The organism is Streptomyces sp. BR1 (assembly GCF_052373795.1).
In the GTDB taxonomy this organism is placed as follows: domain Bacteria; phylum Actinomycetota; class Actinomycetes; order Streptomycetales; family Streptomycetaceae; genus Streptomyces.
In genome coordinates, this window is record NZ_CM126252.1 from 5,310,885 (window position 1) to 5,335,887 (window position 25,003).

20 protein-coding genes are annotated in these 25,003 nt (G+C 72.7%); 11 read left to right on the forward strand and 9 right to left on the reverse strand.

The genetic code is table 11. From position 1 onward, the window contains the following. Window positions 1-10 precede the first annotated feature (10 nt). Window positions 11-877: a hypothetical protein gene (locus ACT1U9_RS23150; RefSeq protein ID WP_444534587.1), complete on the forward strand. Its 867-nt coding sequence runs from the start codon at window positions 11-13 to the stop codon at window positions 875-877. An 81-nt stretch (window positions 878-958) separates the two neighbouring features. Here the strand turns inward: ACT1U9_RS23150 and ACT1U9_RS23155 are convergent, their stop codons facing one another. The 5 genes from ACT1U9_RS23155 to ACT1U9_RS23175 all read right to left on the reverse strand — a co-directional run bounded on the left by ACT1U9_RS23155 (window position 959) and on the right by ACT1U9_RS23175 (window position 7,154). Further along, a complete protein-coding gene (locus ACT1U9_RS23155; RefSeq protein WP_444534588.1) occupies window positions 959-2,473 on the reverse strand; it encodes a phytoene desaturase family protein in 1,515 nt (504 codons plus the stop codon). 273 nt (window positions 2,474-2,746) lie between these two features. Further along, a complete protein-coding gene (locus tag ACT1U9_RS23160; RefSeq protein ID WP_444534589.1) occupies window positions 2,747-3,364 on the reverse strand; it encodes a DUF4126 domain-containing protein in 618 nt (205 codons plus the stop codon). Window positions 3,365-3,651: 287 nt separating this feature from the next. Further along, a complete protein-coding gene (locus tag ACT1U9_RS23165) occupies window positions 3,652-4,257 on the reverse strand; it encodes a TetR/AcrR family transcriptional regulator (RefSeq protein WP_444534590.1) in 606 nt (201 codons plus the stop codon). Window positions 4,258-4,285: 28 nt separating this feature from the next. Further along, window positions 4,286-6,370 carry a YhgE/Pip family protein gene (locus ACT1U9_RS23170; protein ID WP_444534591.1) on the reverse strand — a complete coding sequence of 695 codons (2,085 nt, stop codon included), beginning with the start codon at window positions 6,368-6,370 and terminating at the stop codon, window positions 4,286-4,288. Continuing rightward, window positions 6,342-7,154 carry an ATP-binding cassette domain-containing protein gene (locus tag ACT1U9_RS23175; protein WP_444534592.1) on the reverse strand — a complete coding sequence of 271 codons (813 nt, stop codon included), beginning with the start codon at window positions 7,152-7,154 and terminating at the stop codon, window positions 6,342-6,344. The genes ACT1U9_RS23170 and ACT1U9_RS23175 overlap by 29 nt, the downstream gene beginning before the upstream one ends. A 220-nt stretch (window positions 7,155-7,374) precedes the next feature. On the opposite strand from ACT1U9_RS23175, the gene ACT1U9_RS23180 reads away from it, so the two are divergent. The 3 genes from ACT1U9_RS23180 to ACT1U9_RS23190 all read left to right on the forward strand — a co-directional run bounded on the left by ACT1U9_RS23180 (window position 7,375) and on the right by ACT1U9_RS23190 (window position 9,562). Beyond that, window positions 7,375-7,902 carry an SAV_6107 family HEPN domain-containing protein gene (locus tag ACT1U9_RS23180; RefSeq protein WP_444534593.1) on the forward strand — a complete coding sequence of 176 codons (528 nt, stop codon included), beginning with the start codon at window positions 7,375-7,377 and terminating at the stop codon, window positions 7,900-7,902. Between the two features lie 154 nt (window positions 7,903-8,056). Then, the gene (locus ACT1U9_RS23185; RefSeq protein ID WP_361428099.1) at window positions 8,057-8,815 is read left to right on the forward strand and encodes a class I SAM-dependent methyltransferase; all 759 of its coding nucleotides are present in this window, start codon (window positions 8,057-8,059) and stop codon (window positions 8,813-8,815) included. Window positions 8,816-9,166: 351 nt separating this feature from the next. After that, entirely contained in the window at window positions 9,167-9,562 is a 396-nt protein-coding gene (locus ACT1U9_RS23190; protein ID WP_444534594.1) for a DUF3040 domain-containing protein, read from the forward strand. Window positions 9,563-9,668: 106 nt separating this feature from the next. Here ACT1U9_RS23190 and ACT1U9_RS23195 read toward each other — a convergent pair whose 3' ends face one another. The 4 genes from ACT1U9_RS23195 to ACT1U9_RS23210 form a co-directional block, all read right to left on the reverse strand. Beyond that, complete coding sequence (locus tag ACT1U9_RS23195) at window positions 9,669-12,068, reverse strand: transglutaminase TgpA family protein (RefSeq protein WP_444534595.1); 2,400 nt, start codon at window positions 12,066-12,068, stop codon at window positions 9,669-9,671. Continuing rightward, window positions 12,065-13,462, reverse strand: a complete 1,398-nt coding sequence (locus ACT1U9_RS23200; protein WP_444534596.1) for a DUF58 domain-containing protein — start codon at window positions 13,460-13,462, stop codon at window positions 12,065-12,067. Before ACT1U9_RS23200 ends, ACT1U9_RS23195 begins: the two co-directional genes overlap by 4 nt. Then, entirely contained in the window at window positions 13,462-14,472 is a 1,011-nt protein-coding gene (locus tag ACT1U9_RS23205; protein ID WP_188274113.1) for an AAA family ATPase, read from the reverse strand. Before ACT1U9_RS23205 ends, ACT1U9_RS23200 begins: the two co-directional genes overlap by 1 nt. A 300-nt stretch (window positions 14,473-14,772) precedes the next feature. Continuing rightward, window positions 14,773-15,336, reverse strand: coding sequence for a beta-class carbonic anhydrase (locus ACT1U9_RS23210; protein ID WP_444534597.1), 564 nt, complete (start codon window positions 15,334-15,336; stop codon window positions 14,773-14,775). A 516-nt stretch (window positions 15,337-15,852) separates the two neighbouring features. Between ACT1U9_RS23210 and rsmH the strand changes: the two genes are divergently transcribed. The 7 genes from rsmH to murD are packed head-to-tail and all read left to right on the forward strand — an operon-like array spanning window position 15,853 to window position 24,970. Next, window positions 15,853-16,782, forward strand: a complete 930-nt coding sequence (gene rsmH, locus ACT1U9_RS23215) for a 16S rRNA (cytosine(1402)-N(4))-methyltransferase RsmH (RefSeq protein ID WP_444534598.1) — start codon at window positions 15,853-15,855, stop codon at window positions 16,780-16,782. After that, window positions 16,779-17,384 carry a septum formation initiator gene (locus ACT1U9_RS23220; protein ID WP_444534599.1) on the forward strand — a complete coding sequence of 202 codons (606 nt, stop codon included), beginning with the start codon at window positions 16,779-16,781 and terminating at the stop codon, window positions 17,382-17,384. The genes rsmH and ACT1U9_RS23220 overlap by 4 nt, the downstream gene beginning before the upstream one ends. Before the next feature lie 4 nt (window positions 17,385-17,388). Further along, complete coding sequence (locus tag ACT1U9_RS23225) at window positions 17,389-19,320, forward strand: peptidoglycan D,D-transpeptidase FtsI family protein (protein ID WP_444534600.1); 1,932 nt, start codon at window positions 17,389-17,391, stop codon at window positions 19,318-19,320. Between the two features lie 14 nt (window positions 19,321-19,334). Further along, on the forward strand, window positions 19,335-21,026 hold the full coding sequence (locus ACT1U9_RS23230; RefSeq protein ID WP_444534601.1) for a UDP-N-acetylmuramoyl-L-alanyl-D-glutamate--2,6-diaminopimelate ligase: 1,692 nt from the start codon (window positions 19,335-19,337) through the stop codon (window positions 21,024-21,026). Between the two features lie 4 nt (window positions 21,027-21,030). After that, complete coding sequence (locus ACT1U9_RS23235; RefSeq protein WP_444534602.1) at window positions 21,031-22,437, forward strand: UDP-N-acetylmuramoyl-tripeptide--D-alanyl-D-alanine ligase; 1,407 nt, start codon at window positions 21,031-21,033, stop codon at window positions 22,435-22,437. Further along, the gene (mraY, locus tag ACT1U9_RS23240; RefSeq protein WP_361428121.1) at window positions 22,434-23,504 is read left to right on the forward strand and encodes a phospho-N-acetylmuramoyl-pentapeptide-transferase; all 1,071 of its coding nucleotides are present in this window, start codon (window positions 22,434-22,436) and stop codon (window positions 23,502-23,504) included. Before ACT1U9_RS23235 ends, mraY begins: the two co-directional genes overlap by 4 nt. Beyond that, window positions 23,486-24,970: a UDP-N-acetylmuramoyl-L-alanine--D-glutamate ligase gene (murD, locus tag ACT1U9_RS23245; protein ID WP_444534603.1), complete on the forward strand. Its 1,485-nt coding sequence runs from the start codon at window positions 23,486-23,488 to the stop codon at window positions 24,968-24,970. The genes mraY and murD overlap by 19 nt, the downstream gene beginning before the upstream one ends. Window positions 24,971-25,003: the final 33 nt, after the last annotated feature.

Here is a 25,003-nt window from a genome sequence, read left to right on the forward strand (position 1 = left end):
AGGGGCGTACATGGGCTGGGCGGTCCTCTACATCGCGTTCGGCATCGTCGCGCTCTGGCTGCTCGGCGAGGTGCTCCTGCAGTACAAGGCGCGGCTGCGCTGGCGGCTGCTGGCCTTCGCGGGGTTCATGTGCGTGGTCCTCGGCGTGCTCCTCCCGTCCGTGTTCGTGATCATCGTGGGTGCCATCGCCTTCGCGGTCGGCCAGACGTACGTCACCCTCTCGTTCCGCCGGGGCTTCTCGACCGGGTGGGCGGTCGGCGGCAGGCCGGGCGCCAGCCGCCGTCGCCGCGCGGGCGGGAAGGCGGCGCCGCTCCAGGACCCGGTGCTCCAGGTCTCGGACATGCGCGACGAGTCCGAGGCCCCGGCCGACGGCTTCGACGGTCAGCACAAGACCGACGCCGATGCCACCGATCCGGCCACGGCCACGCAGGCGGGCTCCGTCTACGAGCCGCAGCCGCTGCCCGACGAGACCGGCCAGTACGGCATCTACACCGAGACGGCCTACGCCAACGCCCAGCAGCCGTACGGCTACGACGCCGGACAGCAGCCGTACAGCGACCCGTACGCGGGTCAGTACGGCTACGGCACGGAGAGCGGGCAGCAGCAGTACGCCGCGTACTCCGACCCGTACATCGGCAGCGGCACCACTCAGGGGTACGGCGCCTATGACGTCTATGCCGCGCCCCAGCAGCCCTACGGCGACCCCTACACCCAGCAGTACGGCATGGACACACCGCCCGGGGGCGTGTGGGTGCCGCAGCAGCGCGACGGCGAGCAGCAGCAGTACGGCGAGGAGCAGCCCCCGCCGTACCCGCCGGGCGGCACGTACGGCACCGGCAACGGCTACACCAACGAGCAGCATCCGTACCGCTATTGAGTGACGGTCATGGAGTGAGTGCCGAGGCCGGGCGGCGCCGGTGAGATGCCCCGGCCCGCCTGCCCGCTCCAGCCGCTTCGCTCACTGCGAGCCGCGGAAGTCGTCGCCCTCCACGATCAGACCGCTCACCAGCGACCCGGACATCCCCGCGTGCGCCAGCCCGCCGCCGGGGTGGGCCCAGCCGCCCGCGAGGTAGAGCCCGGGCAGCCGGGTCCGGTTGCCGGGGTGCAGATGGTGGGCGCGCGCCCCCGCGAGCGAGGGTGCCGGGACCGAGCCGCCCTCGGCGCCCGTCTCGGCCGCCGTCTCGGCGGGTGTGCGCACCACGCGCCACAGCGTCCGCTCCCGCAGCCCCGGCACCGCCGCCTCGGCGATCTCCGTCAGCGTGTCCGCGTACCGCTCGCGCAGCTCCGTGTCGGTCCAGTCGACCGGGCCGTGCGGGGCCGCCGTCGCGGTCAGCGTGACGGCCTCGTGGCCGTCGTCCGGACGGGTGGTGGGGTCGTCGGGCCGCAGCACCGTCACCGTCGGCCGTATCGCCGGGTGGCGGGTGGCGAAGACCGAGGCCGCCTCCGCCGCCGGGTCGGGGGAGTGGACCACCGTACGGTGCACCGTGTCCGCGGGGCGCTCGCCGCGCAGCGCGAGCAGCACCGTGAACCGGCCGGGGGTGGGCGTCTCGCGCGGCCGCACATCGCCCTCCTGCCAGGGCTCGCGCTCCCGCAGCGGGCCGGTGCCGGGGCGGGGCTGGGCGGCGAGTACCACCGAGTCGGCCTCCTGCACGGTGCCGTCGGCGAGCTCCACACCCGCCGCGCGGCCGTCCTTCTCGTGGATCCCGGTGACCTCGGCGTCGAAGACGAACGTGACCCGCCGGGCCAGACACCGCTCGTACACCGCGCGCGCCAGCTCCCGCATGCCGCCGCGCACGTACCAGCTGCCGAACGTCTGCTCCAGATACGGCAGCAGGGCCGCGCTCGCCGGGGCGGTGCGCGGGTCCAGGCCCTCCGCCAGCGCGTAGCCGCTCAGCAGCGTGGCGAGCCGGGGGTCGCCCAGTTCCCAGGCGCCGACCTCGGCCAGGGTGCTCGCCTGGCGCGGGGAGCGCAGCAGGCGGCGCTGCTTGGGCGCCGGATAGGGATCGCGGGCCAGGACCTGCCAGTCGGGCCACAGCGGCTCTTCCAGGAGCGGCCGGCGCGAGCGGTCCCAGGCGTCCCGCGCGCGGCCCAGGAAGTCGCCCCACGTCTCGCCCGCGCCCGCGCCGAGCGCCGCGTCGAGGGCCGAGACCACGCCCGCGCGCGAGGCGTTGGGCAGCGAGAGCGCGGTGCCGTCGGCGAAGAGGTGCCGGGAGGCGGGGTCCGTCGGCGCGAGCTCGACGCGGTCCTCCAGGGGCTCCTTGCCGGTCTTGAGGAACAGATCCCGGTAGACCGCGGGCAGGCGCAGCAGACCGGGGCCGGTGTCGAAGGTGAACCCGTCCCGCTCGTACCGCCCCAGCGCCCCGCCGTACGTCGACGTGCGCTCGTACACCGTCACCCGGTTGCCCGCCACGGCCAGCCGGGCGGCAGCCGCCATGGCGCCCATTCCGGCGCCGATCACCGCAATCCTTGCCATGCCGGGGACTTTATCCGCCGCCACTGACAACGGGGTCGGGCAGGCCTAGGGTCTGTCCGGTGGATCTGGCCACCCTCGGCGCGGGATGCGTTTTCGGTGCTGGTGAGCGGGGGTCTGGTGCGTGCAGCTGCAAGGCGGAGGAGGGCGGCGACGCGATGGGGGTGCCCCCTGTTCGAGCGGAGCCGAGAACTTGGGGGAGTCGGCAACCGACGACAACGCGGCAGATGTGCGTGCCAGGCCCGCGCGTCCCAGGCAGGATCCATCGGACAGGCCCTAGCGGTCGGGACCCGCTCCACCCGCCGCAGCCAGGCGTTTCTCCTCGCGGCGCTGGGCGCGGCGGCGCCGGAAGCGGCGGATCTGACGCCACAGGACGACCAGTATCACCAGGCCGATCAGGAGCAGAGCGCCCGCGATGATCGCGGCCGCCAGCGGGTGGAAGATCGCGAAGCTTATGAGCGCGGCCACGCCCAGGTCCTCGGCCGTGCTGAGCGCGATGTTGCTGAACGGCTCGGGCGAGGTGTTCACGGCCATCCGCGTCCCGGCCTTCACCACATGGCTCAGGAGGGCGCTGGAGCCGCCGACGGCGCCCGCCGCGATGTCGGACAGCGACCCGCTCTGCCCGGCGAGCAGCGCGCCCACCACGGCTCCGGCGATCGGCCGGATCACCGTGTGCACGGAGTCCCAGACCGAGTCGACGTACGGGATCTTGTCGGCGACGGCCTCGCAGAGGAACAGCACGCCCGCGGCGATCAGGACGTCGGGGCGCTGGAGCGCGTCGGGCACCTGGTCGGTGACGCCGGTCGCGCCGAAGACGCCGAGCAGCAGGACCACCGCGTACGCGTTGACCCCACTGGCCCAGCCGCTGGTGAATACCAAGGGGAGAACGGACACGGACATGATCGTAACGATTCCGACTTTGCCGTGGCTGAGGTTGAGCACGGACGCCTGAGTACGCGTACTTAGAACATGAGATGAGTAGTTGCGCGGATGGGGTGCCACCTGTGCGAACGGGAGAGTGGAGCGCACGGAGGGGGCAGACGCGTCCGGACCGCCGACACGGGGCGGCGGAACGGCGCGCCTCCCCTGACGAACGGGGTACGGGGGAGACCCCGTGGAGGGGGCGTGCCGGGGCTCAGCAGCCCGGCCCGGCCCCCTTCGTGGCGCGCGCCTTCAGCTCGTCAGCGCCCGCTGACCCGCCCGTGCAGCAGCCGTGAGAGCGCCGCGTGCACCTCGTCGAGGGAGCGCTCGCTCTGGAACGCCTGCCAGTCGAGCGCGGCCACCAGGACCATCCCGACCAGCGCGGCCGCCGTGAGCGGGATGTCGATCTCCTCGCTCAGCTCGCCCTCCGCGACGGCCTCCCGCAGCACCGTCTCGACCACGGCCACCGCCTCCCGGCGGACCACCATCAGGGTGGACTGCCAGGCCCGGTTGGTTCGCCACAGCTCCGCCACGTACAGCTGGGTGAAGGCGGGGTACCGGTGGATGAACTCCAGACCGGCCCGGATCATGGCGTCCAGCGCCTCGACCCGGGTGCCACCGCGCGCGTGGGTGGCGTCGGCCGCATCCTGCAATGAAGCGGTCAGCAGCCCGACGCCGTGCCGCAGCAGCTCCTCGAAGAGCTCGGTCTTGCTCTTGAAGTTGTAGTAGACCGTGCCCTTGGCGACTCCGGCGCGCTCGGCGATCTCGTCCACGGTGGTGGCCGAGAAACCCTGCTCGGCGATGAGCGTCACCGCCGCCTCGTAGAGCTTCTGCCGGGTCGCCTGCCGTCTGGTGCTGCTGTCCATGCGGTCGATTGTCACAGGTCCTCGCCCCTCACAGGCTCAGCTCGGGGTGGAGCCGGTCCAGGGTCCAGACCTGCTTCTTGCGGGCCGAGAGCGCGGTCAGGGCCAGCGAGCCCGCTGTGAACGCGGCCAGCACCGCGCACGCCTGCCAGACCGGTCCGAGCCCGCCGCCCGTGATCAGCCGCCGCAGCCCGTCCACCACGTAACTCATCGGCAGATACGGGTGGATCGCGTTGAAGAACGCCGGGCTCGTCTGGACCGGATAGGTGCCGCCGGCCGAGGTCAGCTGGAGCATCAGGACCGCGAGCACCAGGATGCGTCCGGCCGCTCCGAAGCGGGCGTTGAGCCACTGCACGATGGCTGCGAAGCAGCCCGAGACCAGCACCAGGAAACCGATCGTCCCGGCCGCGCGCTCCATCTCCAGGCCGAGCCCGAAGTGCAGCACCGCCATCAGCGCGCCGACCTGGAGCACCCCGACCGCCGCCACCGGCAGCCAGCCCGCCAGCGCGATCCGCCACGCCGAGGCGCCCGCCGCGAGCGCGCGCCGGTTCATCGGCTGGATCAGCATGTACGCGACCATCGCGCCCACCCACAGGGAGAGCGGGATGAAGTACGGGGCGAAGCCGGTGCCGTAGTTGGGCGCCTTGTGCAGCGCGTGCGAGGCGAGCTGGACCGGGTCGGCCATGACGCCGGTGCGCTTGTCGCGGTCCTGCTTGTCGTAGTCGGGGATCTTGCCGACGCCGTCGTGCAGACCGCCCGCGAGCTCGGCGGAGCCGTCGGAGAGCTTGAGCAGCCCGCCGTCGAGGGTTCCCGCGCCCTTCTTGAGCTTGCCGACGCCCGTGTCGAGTTCACCGGCGCCCGACTTGGTGGTGGCCAGGCCCGTGTGCAGGGTGCCCGCGCCCTTGGCGACCTGCTTGGCGCCCTTGTTGAGGGCGTTCACGTCGCCGACGGCCTTGTCGAGGTCCGTGGCGAGCGTCGGGGCGTTCGCGGCGAGCCTGCGCGCCTGCTTCTGGAGGTCGGCGAGGTTCCGGTCGAGCGTCTTGACGTCGCTGTTCTGGTCCTTGACCACGGTGTTCAGGTCGTCGGCGATGGTCGCGACGGTGGCCGCCGCGTCCTTGGCGTCCTTCAGCTGCGGGCAGAAGGTGCCGGGCGTCGCGGTGGACCGGCACAGCGCCTTGTAGTCGCCGTCCAGGCGCTCGGACGCCTTGCGGGACGCGGACGCGGCGCCGGGCGCCGCCTTGACGACCTCGGCGAGGTGGTCGCGTACCGGCTGCACCGAGTCGTCGACCAGCTTGGCCGTGTCGCCGATCGCCTTGGCGTTCTCCTTGAGGAACGGACGCGCCTTGTCCGCCGCGCCGTTGACCTTGTCCGCGAGGGTCTGGGTGCCCGCGGCGACCTGCCGGGCGCCGTCCTCCAGGTCGGCGGAGCCGGAGTTGAGCTTCTTGATGCCGCCCGCCAGCTTGTCGCTGCCGTCCTTGGCGTCGTTGAGCCCGTCCGCGAGGTCCTTGGAGCCCTTCTTCGCCTTGCCGAGGCCGCCCTTGAGGTCGGCGGCGCCCTTGGCGGCCTTCTCGGTGGCGTCGTGGAGGTCGGAGAACGAGATGAAGATCTTGTCGAGGAACGTACGGGACGCCTTGGCGGAGGCCGCCGAGCGCACCTCGGAGAAGACCGTGCGGGAGATCGACCCGACGATGTAGTTGTTGGCGTCGTTGGTGCGCACCTGGAGGGCGCCGGTCTCGGGGGAGTCCCCGGAGCTCGACGCGATCCTCTTGCTGAAGTCGGCGGGCATCGTCAGCGACAGGTAGTACGTGCCGTCCTCGACGCCCTTGCGCGCCTCGGCGTCGCTGACCTCGTGCCAGTCGAACGTCTTGCTCGTGCGCAGCCGCTCGGCGATCCCGTCGCCCATGGCGACCTTCTGGCCGCCCGCGGTCGTGCCCTTGTCCTCGTTGACCAGCGCGACCGGCACCTTGTCGAGCCGACCGTACGGGTCCCAGAACGAGCACAGGTAGAGCCCGCCGTACAGAAGCGGCAGCAGCAGAAGGGCCACCAGCGCGGCGCGCGGCATCTTCCCTCTGCCGAACCGCTTGAGCTCAAGCGCGGCCAGTTTCGGCGAACGCATCCCCCGCCCCCTCCTCGTCCTTCTCCCGCGCCTCGTCCCCCGAGACCGGCCCGGTCGTGTCCGTGTCCGTGTGTACGTCGTGGTCTTCTTCCGTACTACGTACGGTGATGTCGGCGCCCTCGGGCGCCTGGCTGCAGACGGCGACCACCGTCGTACCGGCGTCCGCCACCGACCGCAGCAGCGCCCAGGCCTCGGCGCGCTCGGCGTCGGAGAGCTTCAGGTCGATGTCGTCCACGCCGATGAGGCGGGGGCGGCCGATCAGCGCGAGCGCGAGGGACAGCCGCAGCGCCTCCAGGCGCTCCAGATCCCGCACCGAGGTGCGCTCGCCCTTGGGCAGGGTGTCGAGGTCGAGCCCGGCCTCCTTCAGCGCCCGCGCGATCGCGGCCTTCGCCTCGGCCCGCCGCTCGGCGGGCGAGCGCAGCAGGGCGCGTACGGAACCGTCGAACCAGCGCCCCAGCAGCGCCCGTTCCCGCAGGTGCTCGGCGACGGTCAGGGCGGGGTCGAGGTCGCTGACCCCCGGGACCTGGCCCAGCGCGCTGAACCGGCGCACGGCGGCCATCCGGCGCGGCAGCCGCTCGCCGCCCACCTCGGCGTGGCCCTCGGTGGGCTTCATACGGCCGGTGAGCGCGAGCAGCAGACAGGTGCGGCCCGAGCCGGACGGCCCCTCGACGGCGATGAGCGAGCCGGGCGCGGCGTCCAGCCGCACACCCCGGAAGGCCCAGCCGCGTGGGCCCTTGAGTCCGAAGTCCTCGGCGCTGACGCCTGCCCCGTGCGGGCTGTCCACGGTCCCCCCTCGTGCTGGTGAACTTTTGAACTGACTGGTCAGTACAAAAGATAGCCCGAACCTGCGTACGGGACAAAGGGGCAGGTCAAGGGCGGGCCGGAAGCGGGCCGTTGGCGTCTCGGAGGCGGCCTGTGGGTGCGCGACGGCCGATTGTCAGTGGTCGCCCTCACGATGGACACATACGGCCACAGCGCCGTCACACGACGACAGGAGGTTCGTCATGGCCAGCCATCGCGCGGCAGCCGCCCACCGGCGCCGCTCCACCGGCCCTGCCCCCTCACTGACCGGTCCCGCGAGCGACATCCACCCCGTGCTGCGCCGCGACGGCGCACCACCCGCCGCCCTCGATCTGCTCGCCCAGGCCCGCAGCGGTCTGGACGAGGCCGCCGTGCTGGAAACCCCCAACGAGCGGTACGCGACGGCGCATCTGGCCGCGCTGCGCACCGCCGCCGCCGTGCTCGCCGCCCGCGGCCGCCCCGAGACCGCGCCCCATCGGCGGCGCCGGATCCGGACCGCGTGGGAGGTGCTGTCCGAGATAGCGCCCGAACTGGCCGAGTGGAGCGCGCTGTTCGCCTCGGGCGCCACCCGCCGGGCCCGGGCCGAGGCGGGCATACCGGGTGCGGCGACGGGCCGCGACGCCGACGACCTGATCCGGGACGCCGCCATGTTCCTGCGCCTGGTCGAACGGCTCCTGGTGCTCCAGCCGCTGCTGCCCCAGCCCAGGCCCCGGGAGCCGGACGCGGGGTGAGGCGTGCGATGAGGCCGGGGTGCGACACGGGGCGGGCGCGGGGTGAGGTGCGGGGATGAGCCGGGGCGGGCACGCGAGGCAATAGGGTGGACGGGTCTTCACCGTTATTTGCCCCGCCGTCACGCGGCGGCACCGCGCCGAGGAGTCAACTGCCGTGCCGGACCCCATGCGCCCCCGCGCCTCCCTCCGTACCGCCGTGGTCTGGGACGTCCTCAAGGACGCTCTCGACCGCCGGGTCAAGGCGACCGGGCGCGAGGCGTTGGACGTTCTCGACACCGGCGGCGGCTCGGGCAACTTCGCGGTGCCCGTCGCCCGCCTCGGCCACCGCGTCACCGTGGTCGACCCCAGCCCCAACGCGCTCTTCGCCCTGGAGCGCCGCGCCGCCGAGGCCGGGGTGGCCGACCGGGTGCGCGGTGTCCAGGGCGATGTGCTCGGCCTGTTCGACGTGGTCGAGCGCGGCGGCTACGACGCGGTGCTGTGCCACGGCGTCCTCGAATACGTCGAGGACCCGGCCGAGGGTGTGCGCAACGCGGTGGACGCGCTGCGGTCCGAGGGCGCGCTCAGCCTGCTCGCCGCCGGACTCGGCGGCGCGGTGCTCGCCCGCGCGCTCGCGGGGCACTTCACCGAGGCCCGTCGCGCGCTCGGCGACCCGGCCGGGCGCTGGGGCGACGGCGACCCGGTGCCCCGGCGGTTCACGGCCGAGCAGCTCACCGCGCTCGTCGCCGCGACCGGCGTCGAGGTGGGCGCGGTGCACGGCGTACGGGTCTTCGCCGATCTGGTCCCCGGGGTCCTGGTGGACACCGAGCCGGGCGCCCTGGACGCGCTGCTCAAGCTGGAGGCGGCGGCCGCCGAGCTGCCCGCGTTCCACGCCGTGGCGACCCAGCTCCACGTCCTGGGCGAGAAGCGCGCCTGACCCCGGCCGGGCGGAGCGGGCCGATCCGGGGCGAACCCGGCGAACGCCCGCCCGGCACCCGCGGGCCCGCGCCCGGCCGTCCCGGCGCTGATCAGCGACGCAGTCCCGGACGGAGTAGCGCATGGAGTACGCCACAGGCCGCCCGATCGGCGGCTTCGCCCCGTATGATCGAGGTACAAGGTCGGCATGGCGGGTCGGTCGATGGGGCATTGACTCCCCACCGGCCGAGCCGCCGTGGCGGCTCGGATTGGCGAATTGGCGTAGAGGGCGGGTTTCACGGGGGCGATTCCCTGCCTATCCTGAAGGGGCCGCATCCGGTCGCCCCCCGCGACCGACGAGTAGGAGGACTCCGTGCCGCTCTCGGAGCACGAGCAGCGCATGCTCGAGCAGATGGAGCGAGCGCTGTACGCCGAAGATCCCAAGTTCGCGACAGCGCTTGAGGGAAGCGGGCTGCGTACGTACACCCGACGACGGGTCTACCAGGCGGTCGCTGGCTTCCTGGTGGGTATCGCGCTCCTCATGATTGGTATCAAGCAGGGGATCTGGATCAGCGTGGTCGGGTTCCTCATCATGCTCGGCTGTGCCGTGCTCGCGGTCACCGGCTGGCGCAAGGCGCCACGGCGCGGTGAGCAGCCGGCGGGCGGCGGAGGTACGACGCGGCGGCAGGCCGCGCGCGCACCGAAGCGGTCGATGATGGACCGTATCGAGCAGCGCTGGCAGCGGCGCCGCGACGAAGGCGGCCGCTAGGCCTGGCGGCCCTGCACCTGGATGTGGCTGAGGGGTGATCACCTGTGAGGTGATCACCCCTCAGCCATGTTCCCGGTACGGGTGTACGTGGACGGGCCGAACAGTGCTACCCCCGCTGTCGCGAAGGCCTCCGTATCAGCGTCGTCGCCCGCGCCGCCAGGCCCGCCGTCGTCTTCTCCCAGCGCGCCGACGCCGACCACAGCACCCGTACGGCCGAGCGCGGGGCCAGGTTCGCGCGCAGGCGGGTCCAGGTGGTGACCGAGGCGCGCAGGCCCGTGCGGGTGCGGTGGGCGTCCTCGGCGAGGTCCGCCACCGGCTGCGGCCGTGGCGCGTACAGCACCTGTTCCACCGCGCTCGCCGCACGGTGCACCGACTCCGCCGCCGTGCCGTCCAGTCGGCCCAGCCGCACCATCCGCGCGGCGGCCTTGCGGGGAGTCAGCGACTCGTCGGGGACCAGGCCGTGGTCCCAGGCCGTGTCGATGATCTCCCGCCACACGGCCAGCGTGGCGGCGGTCGGATCGGCGTCCGGGTGGCCGCCCGCGCCGAGCCGCCTCGACCGCACCCGCACCCGCCACAGCCAGGGCAGCAGCGGCAGCCCCAGCGCGGCCAGCACACCGAGGGAGACCGCTACGACCGTGGCGAGCGGGGTCCCGCTGTCGCCGCCGCCCATGGTGGCCGCCGGGGCGACCGGGCCGCAGTCGTTCTGCTTGCGCTGCTGCGCCGAGCAGGAGGACGAGGGGGTCGGCTCGGCCGAGGGCTGCGCGGACGGGCCTGTGGACGGCTTCACCGGGTTGGTGGGCGAGCCCGACGGGGTGTCCGGCCGGGTGTAGTCGGGGGCGTAACCGCGCGAGGGGGTCGGCTCGAAGCGGGTCCAGCCCACGCCCTCGAAGTACAGCTCGGGCCACGCGTGCGCGTCCCGCAGCCCCACCGACATCGTGCCGTCCGGGCGCGGGTCGCCGGGCGTGAAGCCCACCGCCACCCGGGCCGGGATGCCCAGGGTCCGGGCCATCGCGGCCATCGAGAACGCGAAGTGGACGCAGAAGCCCTGCTTGTCCTTGAGGAAGCGGGCTATCGCCTCCGTACCGCTGCCGGACTCCACCTGGGTGTCGTATGTGAACCCGCCGCGCACCGCGAACCAGTCCTGGAGCATCACGGCCCGCTGGTAGTCGCTGGTCGCACCCTTGGTGACCTGGCGGGCGGTGGCGTTCACCACGCGCGGCAGGGACGGCGGGACCTGGGTGTACTCCCGTACGAGCGCTCCGGGCGCGGGCGGCGCCGAGGCCAGCTGGTCGGCCGTCGGGCGCACTTGCAGGCTGCTGACCTGGTACTGCGCTCCGCGCGTGGTCTGCCCCCGGTCGCCGACCAGGGTCCGGCCGGCCGGCTCGAACCGCCAGTGCCCGCCGATGTCGACCTTGGTCGCCGGATACGGCATCGGCAGCCAGTTCTGGCTGTACCAGCCGGCGGCCGACACGCTCGTCCTGATCTCGGCGGTGCCGATCGACGGGCTCAGCCCTTCGGGCTGCGGCAGCACGTCCGGCACGTCCCGGATCTTGCGCTCGGACGACTTCCAGGAGGTGCCGTCGAACTGGTCGAGCGCCACGATCCGCAGATACATGTCCTGGGTGTCCTGCGCGTTGGTGCGATAGCGCAGGACCTCGCGGTTCTCGGGCTGGTTGAGGCTGTTCTGGAGCGAGACCAGCGGATTGACCGCCGAGATCGTGCCGCCCCCGCCGCCCTCGCCGCTGCCGCCACCGGCGGCGCCGAGCAGCCCGCTGCCCATGGCGGGCAGCGCGGCCGGGATCACCAGGGCGATACCGAGCGCGAGCGCGCCGATCCGCCGTCCGGTGCGTACCGGCGCGAGCGGGGAGCCCTCCGCCTCCAACGGGGTGTGCGGCCGGTTGGAGCGCGCGGCGCCGCCGAACACCCGCCCCCACTGCGAGAGCCGGTCGCGGCCCTCGGCGAGCAGGAGCAGCAGATAACCGGCGGCCGCGAGCACGAACCACAGCCAGCTCGCCCCGCCGTTCGAAAGCCCCGCGGCCACCGAGTAGAGCGCGAGCAGCGGCAGCCCGGCCGGGGCGGCGCTGCGGAAGGTGACGGCCAGCGCGTCCACCGCGAGCCCGATCACCAGCGTGCCGCCGACCACCATCAGCCGGATGCCGTCGGTCGCGGGCGCCGGGATCGCGTACCGCCCGACGTCGTCGGAGCCCTGGCCCAGCAGGGTGGAGAGCTGCTCGAAGGCGTCCGGGCCGGGCAGCAGCCCGCCGAGTGCCTGGTCCCGGGCGAACACCAGGGTCAGCACGACCAGCGTCACCGCGGCCTGCACCAGCACCGTGAGCGGCCGGGCCAGCGGCACCCGCCGGGCCAGCATGCCCACTCCGCTCTGGATCGCCAGCAGGAACGCGGCCTGCACGATCCAGGAAGCCGGATTGACCAGCGGCAGCAGCGAGCACGACGCCATCACCGTGGCGGCGAAGGCGCACAGCGCCAGCCGTCCGCGCCCGCTCATGACCATGCTCCCGACATTCCCGAGGTTCCCGACGTGTGCGGGGCGCTGCCGAAGGAGGAGCCCAGACCCGTCCGTTCATGACCCGCCTGCCGCCACAGCGCGGCGAGTTGCGCGCCGGGCGGCACGGCGAGCGCCGTCCAGCCGGCCTCGCGCAGCAGCCGCAGCGACCGCTCGGCCGGGGAGGGCCCGCCCGGCGGCGGTGCGCCGTGCGTCCACAGGTCGCTGTCGAGGACGAAGGCGACCGCCGCGCCACTGCGCCGCCGCATCTTCGCCGCGACCGCGGCCTGTTCCTCGTCGAGGTCGCCGAAGAACCCCACGAGCAGCCCTTCGTTGCCGCCGCGCAGCACGTCGTACGCGCGCGAGAGGCCGCCGCCGTCGGAGTGGTCCACGACCGCGAGGGTGTCCATCATCAGCCCGGCCGAGTCCGTCGCGTCCTGGGAGGAGCCGGCGAACCCGCCGCCGCCCTCGCCCGGGACCGCACTGCCGGTGTCGGTCAGCAGCCGTACGGAATAGCCCCGTTCCAGCATGTGCACAAGCGCCGAGGCGGCGCCCGAGACGGCCCATTCGAAGGCCGAGTCGGGGCCCGCGCCCGCGTACGCGATGTCACGGGTGTCGAGCAGCACCGTGCACCTGGCCCGCTGCGGCTGCTCCTCGCGGCGCACCATCAGCTCGCCGTAGCGCGCGGTGGAGCGCCAGTGGACCCGGCGCAGGTCGTCGCCGTGCCGGTACAGGCGCGGGATCACATCGTCCTCACCGGCCAGCGCCAGCGAGCGGTGGCGCCCCTCGCCGTACCCCGCGGCCTCGCCGGACAGCCGCACCGGCGGCAGCGGCTCGGTGCGCGGTATCACCGTGAGGGTGTCGAACGCGCTGAACGCGCGCGTGAGCTCGCACATCCCGAACGGGTCGGTGAGCCGCAGCTGGAGCGGCCCGAGCGGATAGCGCCCGCGCAGATCCGAGCGGACCCGGTAGGACACCTCGCGCTTGCCCCCGGCCTCCACCCGGTCCAGGACGAACCGGGGCCGGGGCCCGAGCACGTACGGAACGCGGTCCTGGAGCATGAGCAGGCCGGTGGGCATCCGCGAGACGTTGTCGACCCGCAGATGCACCCGGGCCTCGGAGCCCGCGGGCACGCGCGCGGGGGAGAGGCGGCGGCTGCCCGCGACCCGGTACCGCGTGCGGTACAGGACCGTCACGCAGACCAGCGGCAGCACGGCGAGCAGCAGCCCGACCCGCAGCAGATCCTCCTGGCCCAGGACGTACGCGCAGATCGCGGCGGCGATACCGGCCGCCAGGAACGAGCGGCCGCGGGTGGTGAGCCCGGACAGGGCGGCGCGCGCGCCGCCCCTCTCGGCGTCCTCGGGTCCGGCTCCCGCCGAGGGTCCGCCGCTGGCCATCACAGCCGCCGGGTGCCGGGCTGCTGCTGGCCGTAGAGCGGGCCGCCGGCCTGCGGCACAGGGGTGCGCTGCAGGATCTCCAGGACGACCTGTTCGGCGGTGCGGCGGTTCAACTGGGCCTGGGCGGTGGGCAGCAGGCGGTGCGCGAGGACGGCCACGGCGAGCGCCTGGACGTCGTCCGGCAGCGCGTACTCCCGGCCGCTCAGGGCGGCGGACGCCTTGGCCGCGCGCAGCAGGTGCAGCGTGGCGCGCGGCGAGGCGCCGAGTCTGAGGTCGGGGTGGCTGCGGGTCGCCCCGACCAGCTCCACCGCGTATCGGCGCACCGCGTCGGCGACGTGCACCTTGCGGACCGCGTCGACCAGCTTGACGATGTCGTGCGCGTGCGCCACCGGCTGCAGATCGTCCAGCGGCGAGACCGCGCCGTGCACGTCGAGCATCTGGAGCTCGGCCTCGGCCGACGGGTAGCCGATCGAGACGCGGGCCATGAAGCGGTCGCGCTGGGCCTCGGGGAGCGGGTAGGTGCCCTCCATCTCCACCGGGTTCTGGGTGGCCACCACCATGAACGGGCTGGGCAGTTCGTAGGTCTGCCCGTCGATGGTGACCTGGCGCTCCTCCATCGACTCCAGGAGCGCCGACTGGGTCTTGGGCGAGGCGCGGTTGATCTCGTCGCCGATCACGATCTGGGCGAAGATCGCGCCCGGCTTGAACTCGAAGTCCCGCCGCTGCTGGTCGTAGATCGACACACCGGTGATGTCCGACGGCAGCAGGTCCGGTGTGAACTGGATGCGCCGCACCGAGCAGTCGATGGACTTCGCCAGCGCCTTGGCCAGCATGGTCTTGCCCACGCCGGGCACGTCCTCGATGAGGAGGTGCCCCTCCGCGAGCAGTACGGTCAGCGAGAGCCGTACGACCTCGGGCTTGCCCTCGATCACACCCTCCACCGACCTGCGGACACGCTCCGCAGTGGCGGTCAGATCTGTGAGGCTCGCTCGCTCGTCATAGGTCGTCACCCGGCCCTCCTCGGCCCTTCCCCGCGCTCATCGAGCAGGGATACCCCAGTTACCTGGTGGGCCGGCGCACTGAGAGCGACCCGGCCCACCTCGACATACGGACACCTGGCCCGAGGCGTTCGGACGGGGTGTCACCACCGCATTCTTGTTGCCGTCGCCGGGTTGTGTCACTCGCCTGTGGATAACTGGAGGGGATATGTCGGGGGTTGCCGTGTTTTTGTCCCCGAAGACGCTGCGAAAAGATGCCGAAGCGATGCTTCCGCTTGTCCCGGGAGCGGTGCGGCGGACCCGCCCGATGCCTCAGTCCGCCGGGTCGATCTCGCGCAGCAGACCGGTGGTGACGTCGAAGACGAAGCCGCGTACGTCGTCGAGGTGCGGCAGGAACGGCGAGGTGCGCACCCGCTGCATGGACTGGCGTACGTCCTGGTCGACGTCGCGGAAGGACTCCACGGCCCACGCGGGGCGCTGGCCGACCTCGTCCTCCAGCTCATGGCGGAAGTCCTCGGTGAGCGACTCCAGGCCGCAGCCGGTGTGGTGGACGAGCATGACGCTGCGGGTGCCGAGCGCCCGCTGGCTTATGGTCAGCGACCGTATGACGTCGTCGGTGACCACGCCGCCCGCGTTGCGGATGGTGTGACAGTCGCCGAGCTCCAGGCCGAGGGCGGCGTGCAGGTCGAGTCGGGCGTCCATGCAGGCCACGACGGCGACGCGGAGGACCGGCCGGGCGTCCATGCCCGGGTCGCTGAACGCGTCCGCGTACCGGCGGTTCGCGTCGACCAGCCGGTCTGTGACGGTTCCCCCGTCACTGACCGCGAGGTGGGGGCGGACGGGGGGCTCTGCGGGGCGGTGCGCAGGAGTCGACATGTCTATGACGGTAGTCGTCGGAGATCGTCCAGTCGCGTCCTGGGGAGGGAAAAATCCCGTCAACTCGGTCGGTTGTGAGGTAACCCACAAGCGTGCTAACCGGTAACCCGTACGGGTGAAAAGTGAACCTCGCGACGCGCTGGGCCGTTGATTGACCGAAAGGACCGGTGGACTAAAGTGACGCGAAGTGGGAGGGGTGACACGCTCCGGCCCGCTTGCGGGGACACACCTCGTGTCCGCAGTACAGAGCAGTTGCACAGTTTCCCCCCGCGTGCGCGGCGTGCGTACGGCTCGGCCTCCTCCCGCTCGCCGGTCGGCTGACGCCACTTCCCCGGCGCCAGCAGACCCGCCCCTTACAGAGGGGCACCTCCCGGCGTCAGCCGGGGGAGGGCGGGGGCCCGGCAGTATGCGCGGCGCCCCGCCGGACCTGAGAGGGCCAAAGTGACAGGGCGCGAAGCGCTTCCTTGCAAGGGTGGCGGTGGGCGACGGGAGGGACAGAGTCGACACGTCCCGGTGATGCTCCAGCGGTGCCTGGACCTGTTGGCCCCGGCCCTGACCGAGCCGGGCGCGGTCGTCGTCGACTGCACCCTGGGCCTCGGCGGCCACAGCGAGGCCCTGCTCACCCGGTTCCCCGAGGCGCGCCTGATCGCCCTCGACCGGGACAAGGAGGCCCTGCGGCTCTCCGGTGAGCGCCTGGCGCCCTTCGGAGAGCGCGCCACGCTGGTCCACGCCGTCTACGACGAGCTCCCGGACGTACTGGACCGCCTCGGCGTCCCGCGCGTCCAGGGCGTCCTCTTCGACCTCGGCGTCTCCTCGATGCAGCTCGACGAGGCCGACCGCGGCTTCGCGTACGCGCAGGACGCGCCGCTGGACATGCGTATGGACCAGACCACCGGCGTCAGCGCCGCCGAGGTCCTGAACACCTACCCGCCGGGCGAGCTGGTGCGGATCCTGCGCCAGTACGGCGAGGAGAAGCAGGCCAAGCGGATCGTCTCCGCGATCGTCCGCGAGCGCGAGAAGGAGCCGTTCAGCAACAGCGCCCGGCTCGTCGAGCTGATCCGCGACTCGCTGCCGCAGGCCGCCAAGCGCACCGGCGGCAACCCGGCCAAGCGCACCTTCCAGGCCCTGCGCATCGAGGTCAACGGCGAGCTCTCGGTCCTGGAGCGGGCGATTCCGGCCGCGGTGAAGGCGCTCGCCGTGGGCGGCCGGATCGCGGTGCTCTCGTACCACTCGCTGGAGGACCGGCTGGTCAAGCAGGTCTTCGCGGCGGGCGCGGCCAACACCGCGCCGCCCGGCCTGCCGGTCGTGCCCGAGCAGTACCAGCCGCGTCTGAAGCTGCTGACCCGAGGCGCCGAACTGCCGACGGAGGAGGAGATCGCCGAGAACCGGCGGGCCGCCCCCGCCCGGTGCAGGGGCGCGGAGCGCATCCGGGAGGACATTTCGTGAGCGAACCGGCCAAGCAGTTCAGGGGGCGGGCCGCGCGGCTCGGCAGGCTGCTGCCCTCGACGGGCGGGCGCAGCGCCGCCCGCACCCCGTTCGTGCTGCTGGTCGTGGCGCTCCTCGGCGGCGGCCTGATCAGTCTGCTGCTGCTCAACTCCTCGCTCAACGAAGGCTCGTTCAAACTGAGCGAGCTGCGCCGCAAGACCACCGAGCTCACCGACGAGCAGCAGGCGCTCCAGCACGACGTGGACGGCCTGTCCGCCCCCGACGCGCTCTCGCGCCGGGCCACCGAGCTCGGCATGGTCCCCGGCGGCAGCCCCCTGTTCCTCAACCCGAACGGCACGGTCAAGGGCGTCCCGGCCGCTGGCTCCGTCCAGCCGTCCCCGGCGCTGAGCCCCGAGATGGTCCAGGGCGCGGCGGTGACGGTCCCGGCCACCGAGGCCCCCGCCGCCTCCCCGACGCACCCCGCGTCCGAGCAGGCGCACCCGGTCCCGGAACCCGCCACTCCGGCCACGCGCACCCCGCAAGCCGTCCCGCCGCACGACGCCGCTCCCGCCGCGCCCCCGGCGCACGCCCCCGCGAAGACCTCCCCGACCCCCGGCAGGTGACGCAGTGAGCCCCCAGGAACCTCCGCGCCGCCGGGTGCCAGGGCCCGCGCGGCCGCGTCCGGCGGCCCGCCCGGCGCCGCGCCGCCCCAAGGCCCCCACCCGCATAAGGCTCGGCAGTCCCCGGCCCCGGCTGCGCCTGGTCAGCGTGCTGCTCGCGCTCGTCATGATCGCCTTCGTGGTACGGCTGCTCCAGGTGCAGGCGGTCGACGCCAGCGCGTACTCCGCCAAGGCGGAGAAGAACCGGTACGCCAGCTACGCGCTGCCCGCCGAGCGCGGTGAGATCACCGACCGCTCCGGCGTCGCCCTGGCCACCAGCGTCGACGCGTACGACATCACCGCCGACCCGTCGCTGTTCACCCCCGCCTCCAGCAAGGCCGACGACGCGCCCGAGCAGGCCGCGGCCCTCCTGTCGCCGCTGATCGGCAAGGACCAGGAGGAGATCGCCAAGAAGCTGAAGACGCCCAAGAGCCGCTATGTGGTCCTCGCCCGGCGCCAGACCCCGCAGGTCTGGAACCAGATCAAGGACCTGAAGAAGGTCTTCGCCGAGAAGGCCCGCGCCGACCTGGCCAAGGGCGGCCGCGGCGCCAATGTGCTCTCCGGCGTCTTCAACGAGTCCAGCAGCAAGCGGGTCTACCCCAACGGCGACCTCGCCGCCGGGATACTGGGCTATGTCAACGCCGAGGGCCGGGGCGGCGGGGGCCTTGAGGCCCAGCTCGACAAGGCCCTGGCCGGCCAGGACGGCAAGATCACCTACGCCCAGTCCGGCGGGCGCCGGGTGCCGACGGCGGGCACCCACGAGACCCCGGCCGTACCCGGCTCCGGCGTCGAGCTGACCATCGACCGGGACATCCAGTGGATGGCCCAGAAGGCCATCACCGACCAGGTCCGCAAGTCCCGGGCCGACCGGGGCTATGTGGTGGTCCAGCGCGCCGACACCGGCGAGGTGCTGGCCATGGCCAACGCCCCCGGCTTCGACCCCAACGACCTCTCGCAGGCCAACAGGGCCGCGATGGGCAACGCCGCCGTCCAGGACGCGTACGAGCCCGGCTCCACCGCCAAGGTCATGTCCATGGCGGCCGTCCTGGAGGAGAACGCGGCGACGCCGCTGACCCATGTCACCGTGCCCAACCGGCTGCACCGGGGCGACCGGCTCTTCAAGGACGACATCGACCACGCCACCTGGAACCTGACGCTCAACGGCGTCCTCGCCAAGTCCAGCAACATCGGCACGATCCTGGCGGTCGAGCAGCTGGGCAAGACCGACGCCGAGGCCGACCAGGTCCTCTACTCGTATCTGCGCAAGTTCGGCATCGGCTCCCCGAGTGGCCTCGGCTACCCCGGCGAGACCCCCGGCATCCTCGCCCCGCCGCAGAAGTGGTCGACCTCCCAGCAGTACACGGTCCGCTTCGGCCAGGGCCTCTCGCTCAACGCCATGCAGGCGGCCTCCGTCTACTCGACGATCGCCAACGGCGGGGTGCGGATCGAGCCGACGCTCGTACGGGGCACCAAGGGCCCCGACGGCCGGTTCGCCCCGGCGCCCGCGCCCAAGCAGTCGCGGGTGGTCAGCGAGAAGACCGCCAAGACGCTGGCGCAGATGCTGGAGTCGGTCGTCGGCGACGAGGAGGGGACCGGGGTCAAGGCCCGGATTCCCGGGTACCTGGTCGCGGGCAAGACCGGCACGGCCAACCGGGTAGACCCCAAGACCGGCCGCTACCACGGCTACACCGCGTCCTTCGCCGGTTTCGCCCCCGCCGACAAGCCCGCCGTCACCGTCTACTGCGCCATCCAGAACCCCACCAAGGGCAGCTACTTCGGCGGCCAGATCTGCGGCCCCATCTACAAGCAGGTGATGGAGTTCGCGCTCAAGACCCTCCAGGTCCCGCCGACCGGCGCCCCGGCCCCCAATCTGCCCGTCACCTTCGGCGCCAACGACTGAATCCGGAACCATCAGTGACAACCATCACCCCCGGTCCCGGGAACCAGGACCGCAACCACCACGCCCCGCCCCCCTCTTTTGGCGACCCGGCGGGTACGCCCGGTACGCTCACCGCCGTGCCACACGCTGATCAGTACCGAACCGCCCCGCAGGAGACCCCCGCGCAGCAGCCGGGAGCGCCCCGCCCGGACCAGGTCCGCCCGACATCCCTGGGCGAGCTGGCCGACCGGCTGGGCGCCGGGAACCCAGGATCGGGCGAGGTCAGTGGCATCACCCACGACTCCCGCGCGGTCCGCCCCGGCGATCTCTACGCCGCGCTGCCCGGCGCCCGCTTCCACGGCGCCGACTTCGCCGCCCAGGCCGCGGGCCTCGGCGCGAGTGCCGTCCTCACCGACCCGGCGGGCGCCGACCGCGCCGCAGCCACGGGCCTGCCGGTGCTGGTCACCGCGGACCCGCGCGCCGTGATGGGGCAGCTGGCCGCCGAGATCTACGGGTACCCCGGCCGCGACCTGCTCCAGCTGGGCATCACCGGGACCTCCGGGAAGACCACCACCGCGTACCTCGTCGAGGGCGGGCTGCGCGGCGCCGGGCACCACACGGGCCTGATCGGCACCGTCGAGACCCGCATCGGCGACGAGCGCATCAAGTCCGAGCGCACCACCCCCGAAGCCACCGATCTGCAGGCCCTGTTCGCCGTGATGCGCGAGCGCGGGGTCGAGTCGGTCGCCATGGAGGTCTCCAGCCACGCCCTGGTGCTCGGCCGGGTCGACGGCTGCGTCTTCGACGTCGCCGTCTTCAACAACCTGAGCCCGGAGCACATGGAGTTCCACTCCGACATGGAGGACTACTTCCGGGCCAAGGCGCAGCTGTTCACACCGCAGCGCGCCCGGCTCGGCGTGGTGAACTTCGACGACGAGTACGGCCGCAAGCTGGTGGCCGAGTCCGGCATCCCGGTCACCACCTTCTCGGCCGAGGGCCACCCGGACGCCGACTGGCGCGCCGAGGACGTGGACGTACGCCAGGACAGCTCCACCTTCACGGCCGTCGGCCCCAAGGGCGAGCGGATCTCGGCCACCGCCCCGCTGCCCGGCCCCTTCAACGTCGCCAACACCCTCGCCGCGATCGTCACGCTGGCCACCGTCGGCATCGACCCGCAGACCGCCGCCGACGGCGTGGCCGCCGTGCCCGGCGTGCCCGGCCGCCTGGAGCGGGTGGACGCGGGCCAGGAGTTCCTGGCCGTCGTCGACTACGCGCACAAGACGGACGCCGTCGAATCGGTTCTGCGCTCACTGCGCAAGGTCACCCGGGGCAAGCTGCACATCGTGCTCGGCTGCGGCGGCGACCGCGACCAGACCAAGCGCGGCCCGATGGGTGCGGCCGCCGCACGGCTCGCCGACACCGCCGTGCTGACCTCCGACAACCCCCGCTCCGAGGACCCGCTCGCGATCCTCGCCGCCATGCTCGCGGGCGCCGCCGAAGTGCCCGCGCACGAGCGCGGCGACGTCGTGGTCGAGGCCGACCGGGCCGCGGCCATCGCCGCGGCCGTGGCCCGCGCCGAGCCGGGCGACACCGTCCTGATCGCGGGCAAGGGCCATGAACAGGGCCAGGACACCGCCGGAGTGGTCCGCCCCTTCGACGACCGCCTGGTGCTCCGGGCCGCGATCGAAGAACGCCGATCGAACACCGCCAAGAACAGTCAGGGATGAAGCAGTGATCGCCCTCTCCCTCGCCGAGATCGCCGCCATCGTCGGCGGGCAGTCGTGCGACATACCGGATCCGGCCGTCCAGGTCACGGGTTCCGTCGTCATCGACTCCCGCCAGGTGGCGCCCGGTTCCCTCTTCGCCGCCTTCGCGGGCGAGCACGTCGACGGCCACGACTACGCGCGCGTGGCGTACGAGGCGGGCGCGGTGGCCGTGCTGGCCGACCGTCCCGTCGGCGTGCCCGCGATCGTGGTCGACGACGTCCAGGGCGCGCTCGGCGCGCTGGCCCGCGAGGTCGTGCGCCGCCTGGGCACCGACGTGGTCGCGCTCACCGGCTCGTCCGGCAAGACGTCCACCAAGGACCTGATCGCCCAGGTGCTCCAGCGGCACGCGCCGACGGTCTTCACGCCCGGCTCGCTCAACAACGAGATCGGCCTGCCGCTCACCGCGCTCACCGCCACCTCCGAGACCCGCCACCTGGTCCTGGAGATGGGCGCGCGCGGAATCGGCCACATCCGCTACCTCACCGGGCTGACCCCGCCGCGTATCGGACTCGTCCTCAACGTCGGGACCGCCCACATCGGCGAGTTCGGCGGCCGCGAGCAGATCGCCGAGGCCAAGGGCGAGCTGGTCGAGGTCCTGCCGGCCGACGGCTGCGCGGTGCTCAACGCGGACGATCCGCTGGTACGGGCCATGGCGCCCCGCACCAAGGCGCGCGTCGTGCTGTTCGGCGAGGCCGAGGACGCGGACGTACGCGCCGAGAATGTCCGGCTCACAGACGCCGGACAGCCCTCCTTCAGGCTTCACACACCCTCCGGGTGCAGTGACGTGACCTTGCGCCTGTACGGTGAGCACCACGTGTCGAACGCGCTCGCCGCGGCCGCCGTCGCCCATGAGCTGGGCATGCCTGTGGACGAGATCGCCCTCGCGCTCTCCGAGGCGGGCACCCTCTCCCGCTGGCGTATGGAGGTCACCGAGCGTCCGGACGGAGTGACAGTCGTCAACGACGCCTACAACGCGAACCCCGAGTCCATGCGAGCCGCCCTGCGCGCGCTCGCGGCCATGGGCAAGGGGCGACGGACGTGGGCGGTGCTCGGTCCGATGGCCGAGCTCGGCGACGAATCGCTCGCCGAGCACGACGCGGTCGGACGGCTCGCCGTCCGGCTCAACGTCAGCAAGCTCGTGGCAGTCGGGGACCGGGAAGCGTCCTGGCTGCAACTGGGCGCATATAACGAGGGTTCGTGGGGTGAGGAGTCGGTGCACGTGTCCGACGCACAGGCGGCCGTCGACCTGCTGCGCAGTGAACTGCGCCCGGGAGACGTCGTGCTGGTGAAGGCATCGCGGTCGATCGGCCTGGAACGGGTGGCACTCGCGCTGCTCGACGGTGGCGTCGAGGGCGAGGTCGCCGCCCGATGAGGCAGATCCTCTTCGCGGGAGCCATCGGTCTCTTCCTGACCCTGGTCGGCACCCCGCTGCTCATCAAGCTGCTCGCCCGCAAGGGCTACGGCCAGTTCATCCGCGACGACGGCCCGCGCGGCCACGCCGGGAAGAAGGGCACACCCACCATGGGTGGCATCGCCTTCATCCTGGCCACGCTCATCGCGTACGCCGCCACGAAGGTGATCACCAGTGAGGACCCGACGTTCTCGGGCCTGCTGGTGCTCTTCCTGACCGCCGGCATGGGCCTGGTCGGCTTCCTGGACGACTACATCAAGATCGTCAAGCAGCGTTCGCTGGGTCTGCGCGCCAAGGCGAAGATGGCCGGTCAGCTGATCGTCGGCATCGCCTTCGCGGTGCTGGCGCTCCAGTTCGCCGACCACCGCGGCAACACCCCGGCCTCCACCAAGCTGTCGTTCATCACGGACTTCGGCTGGACGATCGGCCCGGTCCTGTTCGTGGTCTGGGCGCTGTTCATGATTCTCGCCATGTCCAACGGCGTGAACCTGACGGACGGTCTGGACGGTCTGGCCACCGGCGCGTCGGTGATGGTCTTCGGTGCGTACACGTTCATCGGGCTCTGGCAGTTCCAGGAGTCCTGCGCCAACGCGCAGACCCTCACCAACCCCAACGCCTGCTTCGAGGTGCGCGACCCCCTCGACCTCGCGGTGGTCGCCTCGGCCCTGATGGGCTCCTGCTTCGGCTTCCTGTGGTGGAACACCTCACCGGCCAAGATCTTCATGGGCGACACCGGCTCGCTCGCGCTCGGCGGCGCGCTCGCCGGTCTCGCGATCTGCTCGCGGACCGAGTTCCTGATAGCGCTGCTCGGCGGCCTCTTCGTGATGATCACCATGTCGGTGGTCATCCAGGTCGGCTCCTTCAAGATGACCGGTAAGCGGGTCTTCCGGATGGCGCCGCTCCAGCACCACTTCGAACTCAAGGGGTGGTCCGAAGTCCTTGTGGTGGTCCGGTTCTGGATCATCCAGGGCATGTGCGTCATCGTGGGTCTGGGACTCTTCTACGCGGGATGGGCAGCCGACAAGTGAGCCAGAGCTGGCAGGGCAGGCGGATCACCGTCGCCGGTCTCGGGGTGAGCGGCATCAGCGCCGCCCGCGCCCTGGCCGGTCTCGGCGCCGTGGTCACGGTCGTGGACGGCGGCGACTCCGGTACGCACCGCGAGCGCGCGGCGGACCTGGCGGAGGAAGGTATCTCCGTACGCCTGGGGGACGCCTCGACGCTCCCCGAGGGGACCGACCTGGTCGTCACCTCGCCCGGCTGGAAGCCCGACTCCCCGCTCTTCGCGGCGGCCGCCGAGGCGGGCGTCGACGTGGTCGGCGACGTGGAGATCGCCTGGCGGCTGCGCGGCATCGGGGAGAGCCTGCGCGCAGCGCAGTCCGGTAAGGGCGGTGGTGGGCGACGGGAGGGCGCGGCGCCGTGGCTGGCGATCACCGGCACCAACGGCAAGACCACCACCACGCAGATGCTCGCCTCGATCCTGCGCGCGGCGGGGCTGCGGACCGCCGCCGTCGGGAACATCGGCACCCCGATCATCGACGTGGTGCTCGGCGAGGAGACGTACGACGTCCTCGCCGTGGAGCTCTCCAGCTACCAGCTGCACTGGGCGCCCTCGCTGCGCGCCCACTCGGCCGCCGTGCTCAACCTGGCGCCGGACCACCTCGACTGGCACGGCTCCATGCAGGCGTACGCCGCCGACAAGGGCCGGATCTACGAGGGCAACACGGTCGCCTGCGTCTACAACGTCGCCGACCCTGCCACCGAGGACCTGGTGCGCGAGGCGGACGTCGAGGAGGGCTGCCGGGCGATCGGCTTCACCCTCGGCGCCCCCGGCCCCTCCCAGCTCGGGGTCGTGGACGGCATCCTGGTCGACCGCGCCTTCGTCGCCAACCGGCAGAAGAACGCCCAGGAGCTGGCCGAGGTCGCGGACGTCAGTCCGCCGGCCCCCCACAACATCGCCAACGCCCTCGCGGCGGCCGCCCTGGCCCGTGCCTTCGGCGTCGAGCCCAAGGCCGTACGGGACGGGCTGCGGGCGTTCACGCCGGACGCGCACCGGATCGCGCACGTCGAGGACATCGACGCCGTCGCGTACGTGGACGACTCCAAGGCGACCAACACGCACGCCGCCGAGGCGTCGCTTGCCGCGTACGAGTCGATCGTCTGGATCGCCGGCGGGCTCGCCAAGGGCGCGTCCTTCGACGAGCTGGTCCGCAATGCGGCGGAGCGCCTGCGCGGGGTCGTCCTGATCGGCGCCGAGCGGCACCTGATCGCCGAAGCGCTGGCGCGACACGCGCCCGAGGTACCGGTGGTCGACCTCGACCGGACCGACACTGGGGCGATGTCCGCGGCGGTCCGCGAGGCGGCCGGGCTCGCGAAGGCCGGGGACACCGTCCTGCTGGCCCCGGCCTGCGCCTCGATGGACATGTTCACCAACTACAACAAGCGCGGCGAGGCGTTCGCGGAAGCGGTCCGCGAACTCGCCGCCGAGCGCGCCTAGCCGGCCGGGACCCGTCCCGCGGACCGGCGGCGC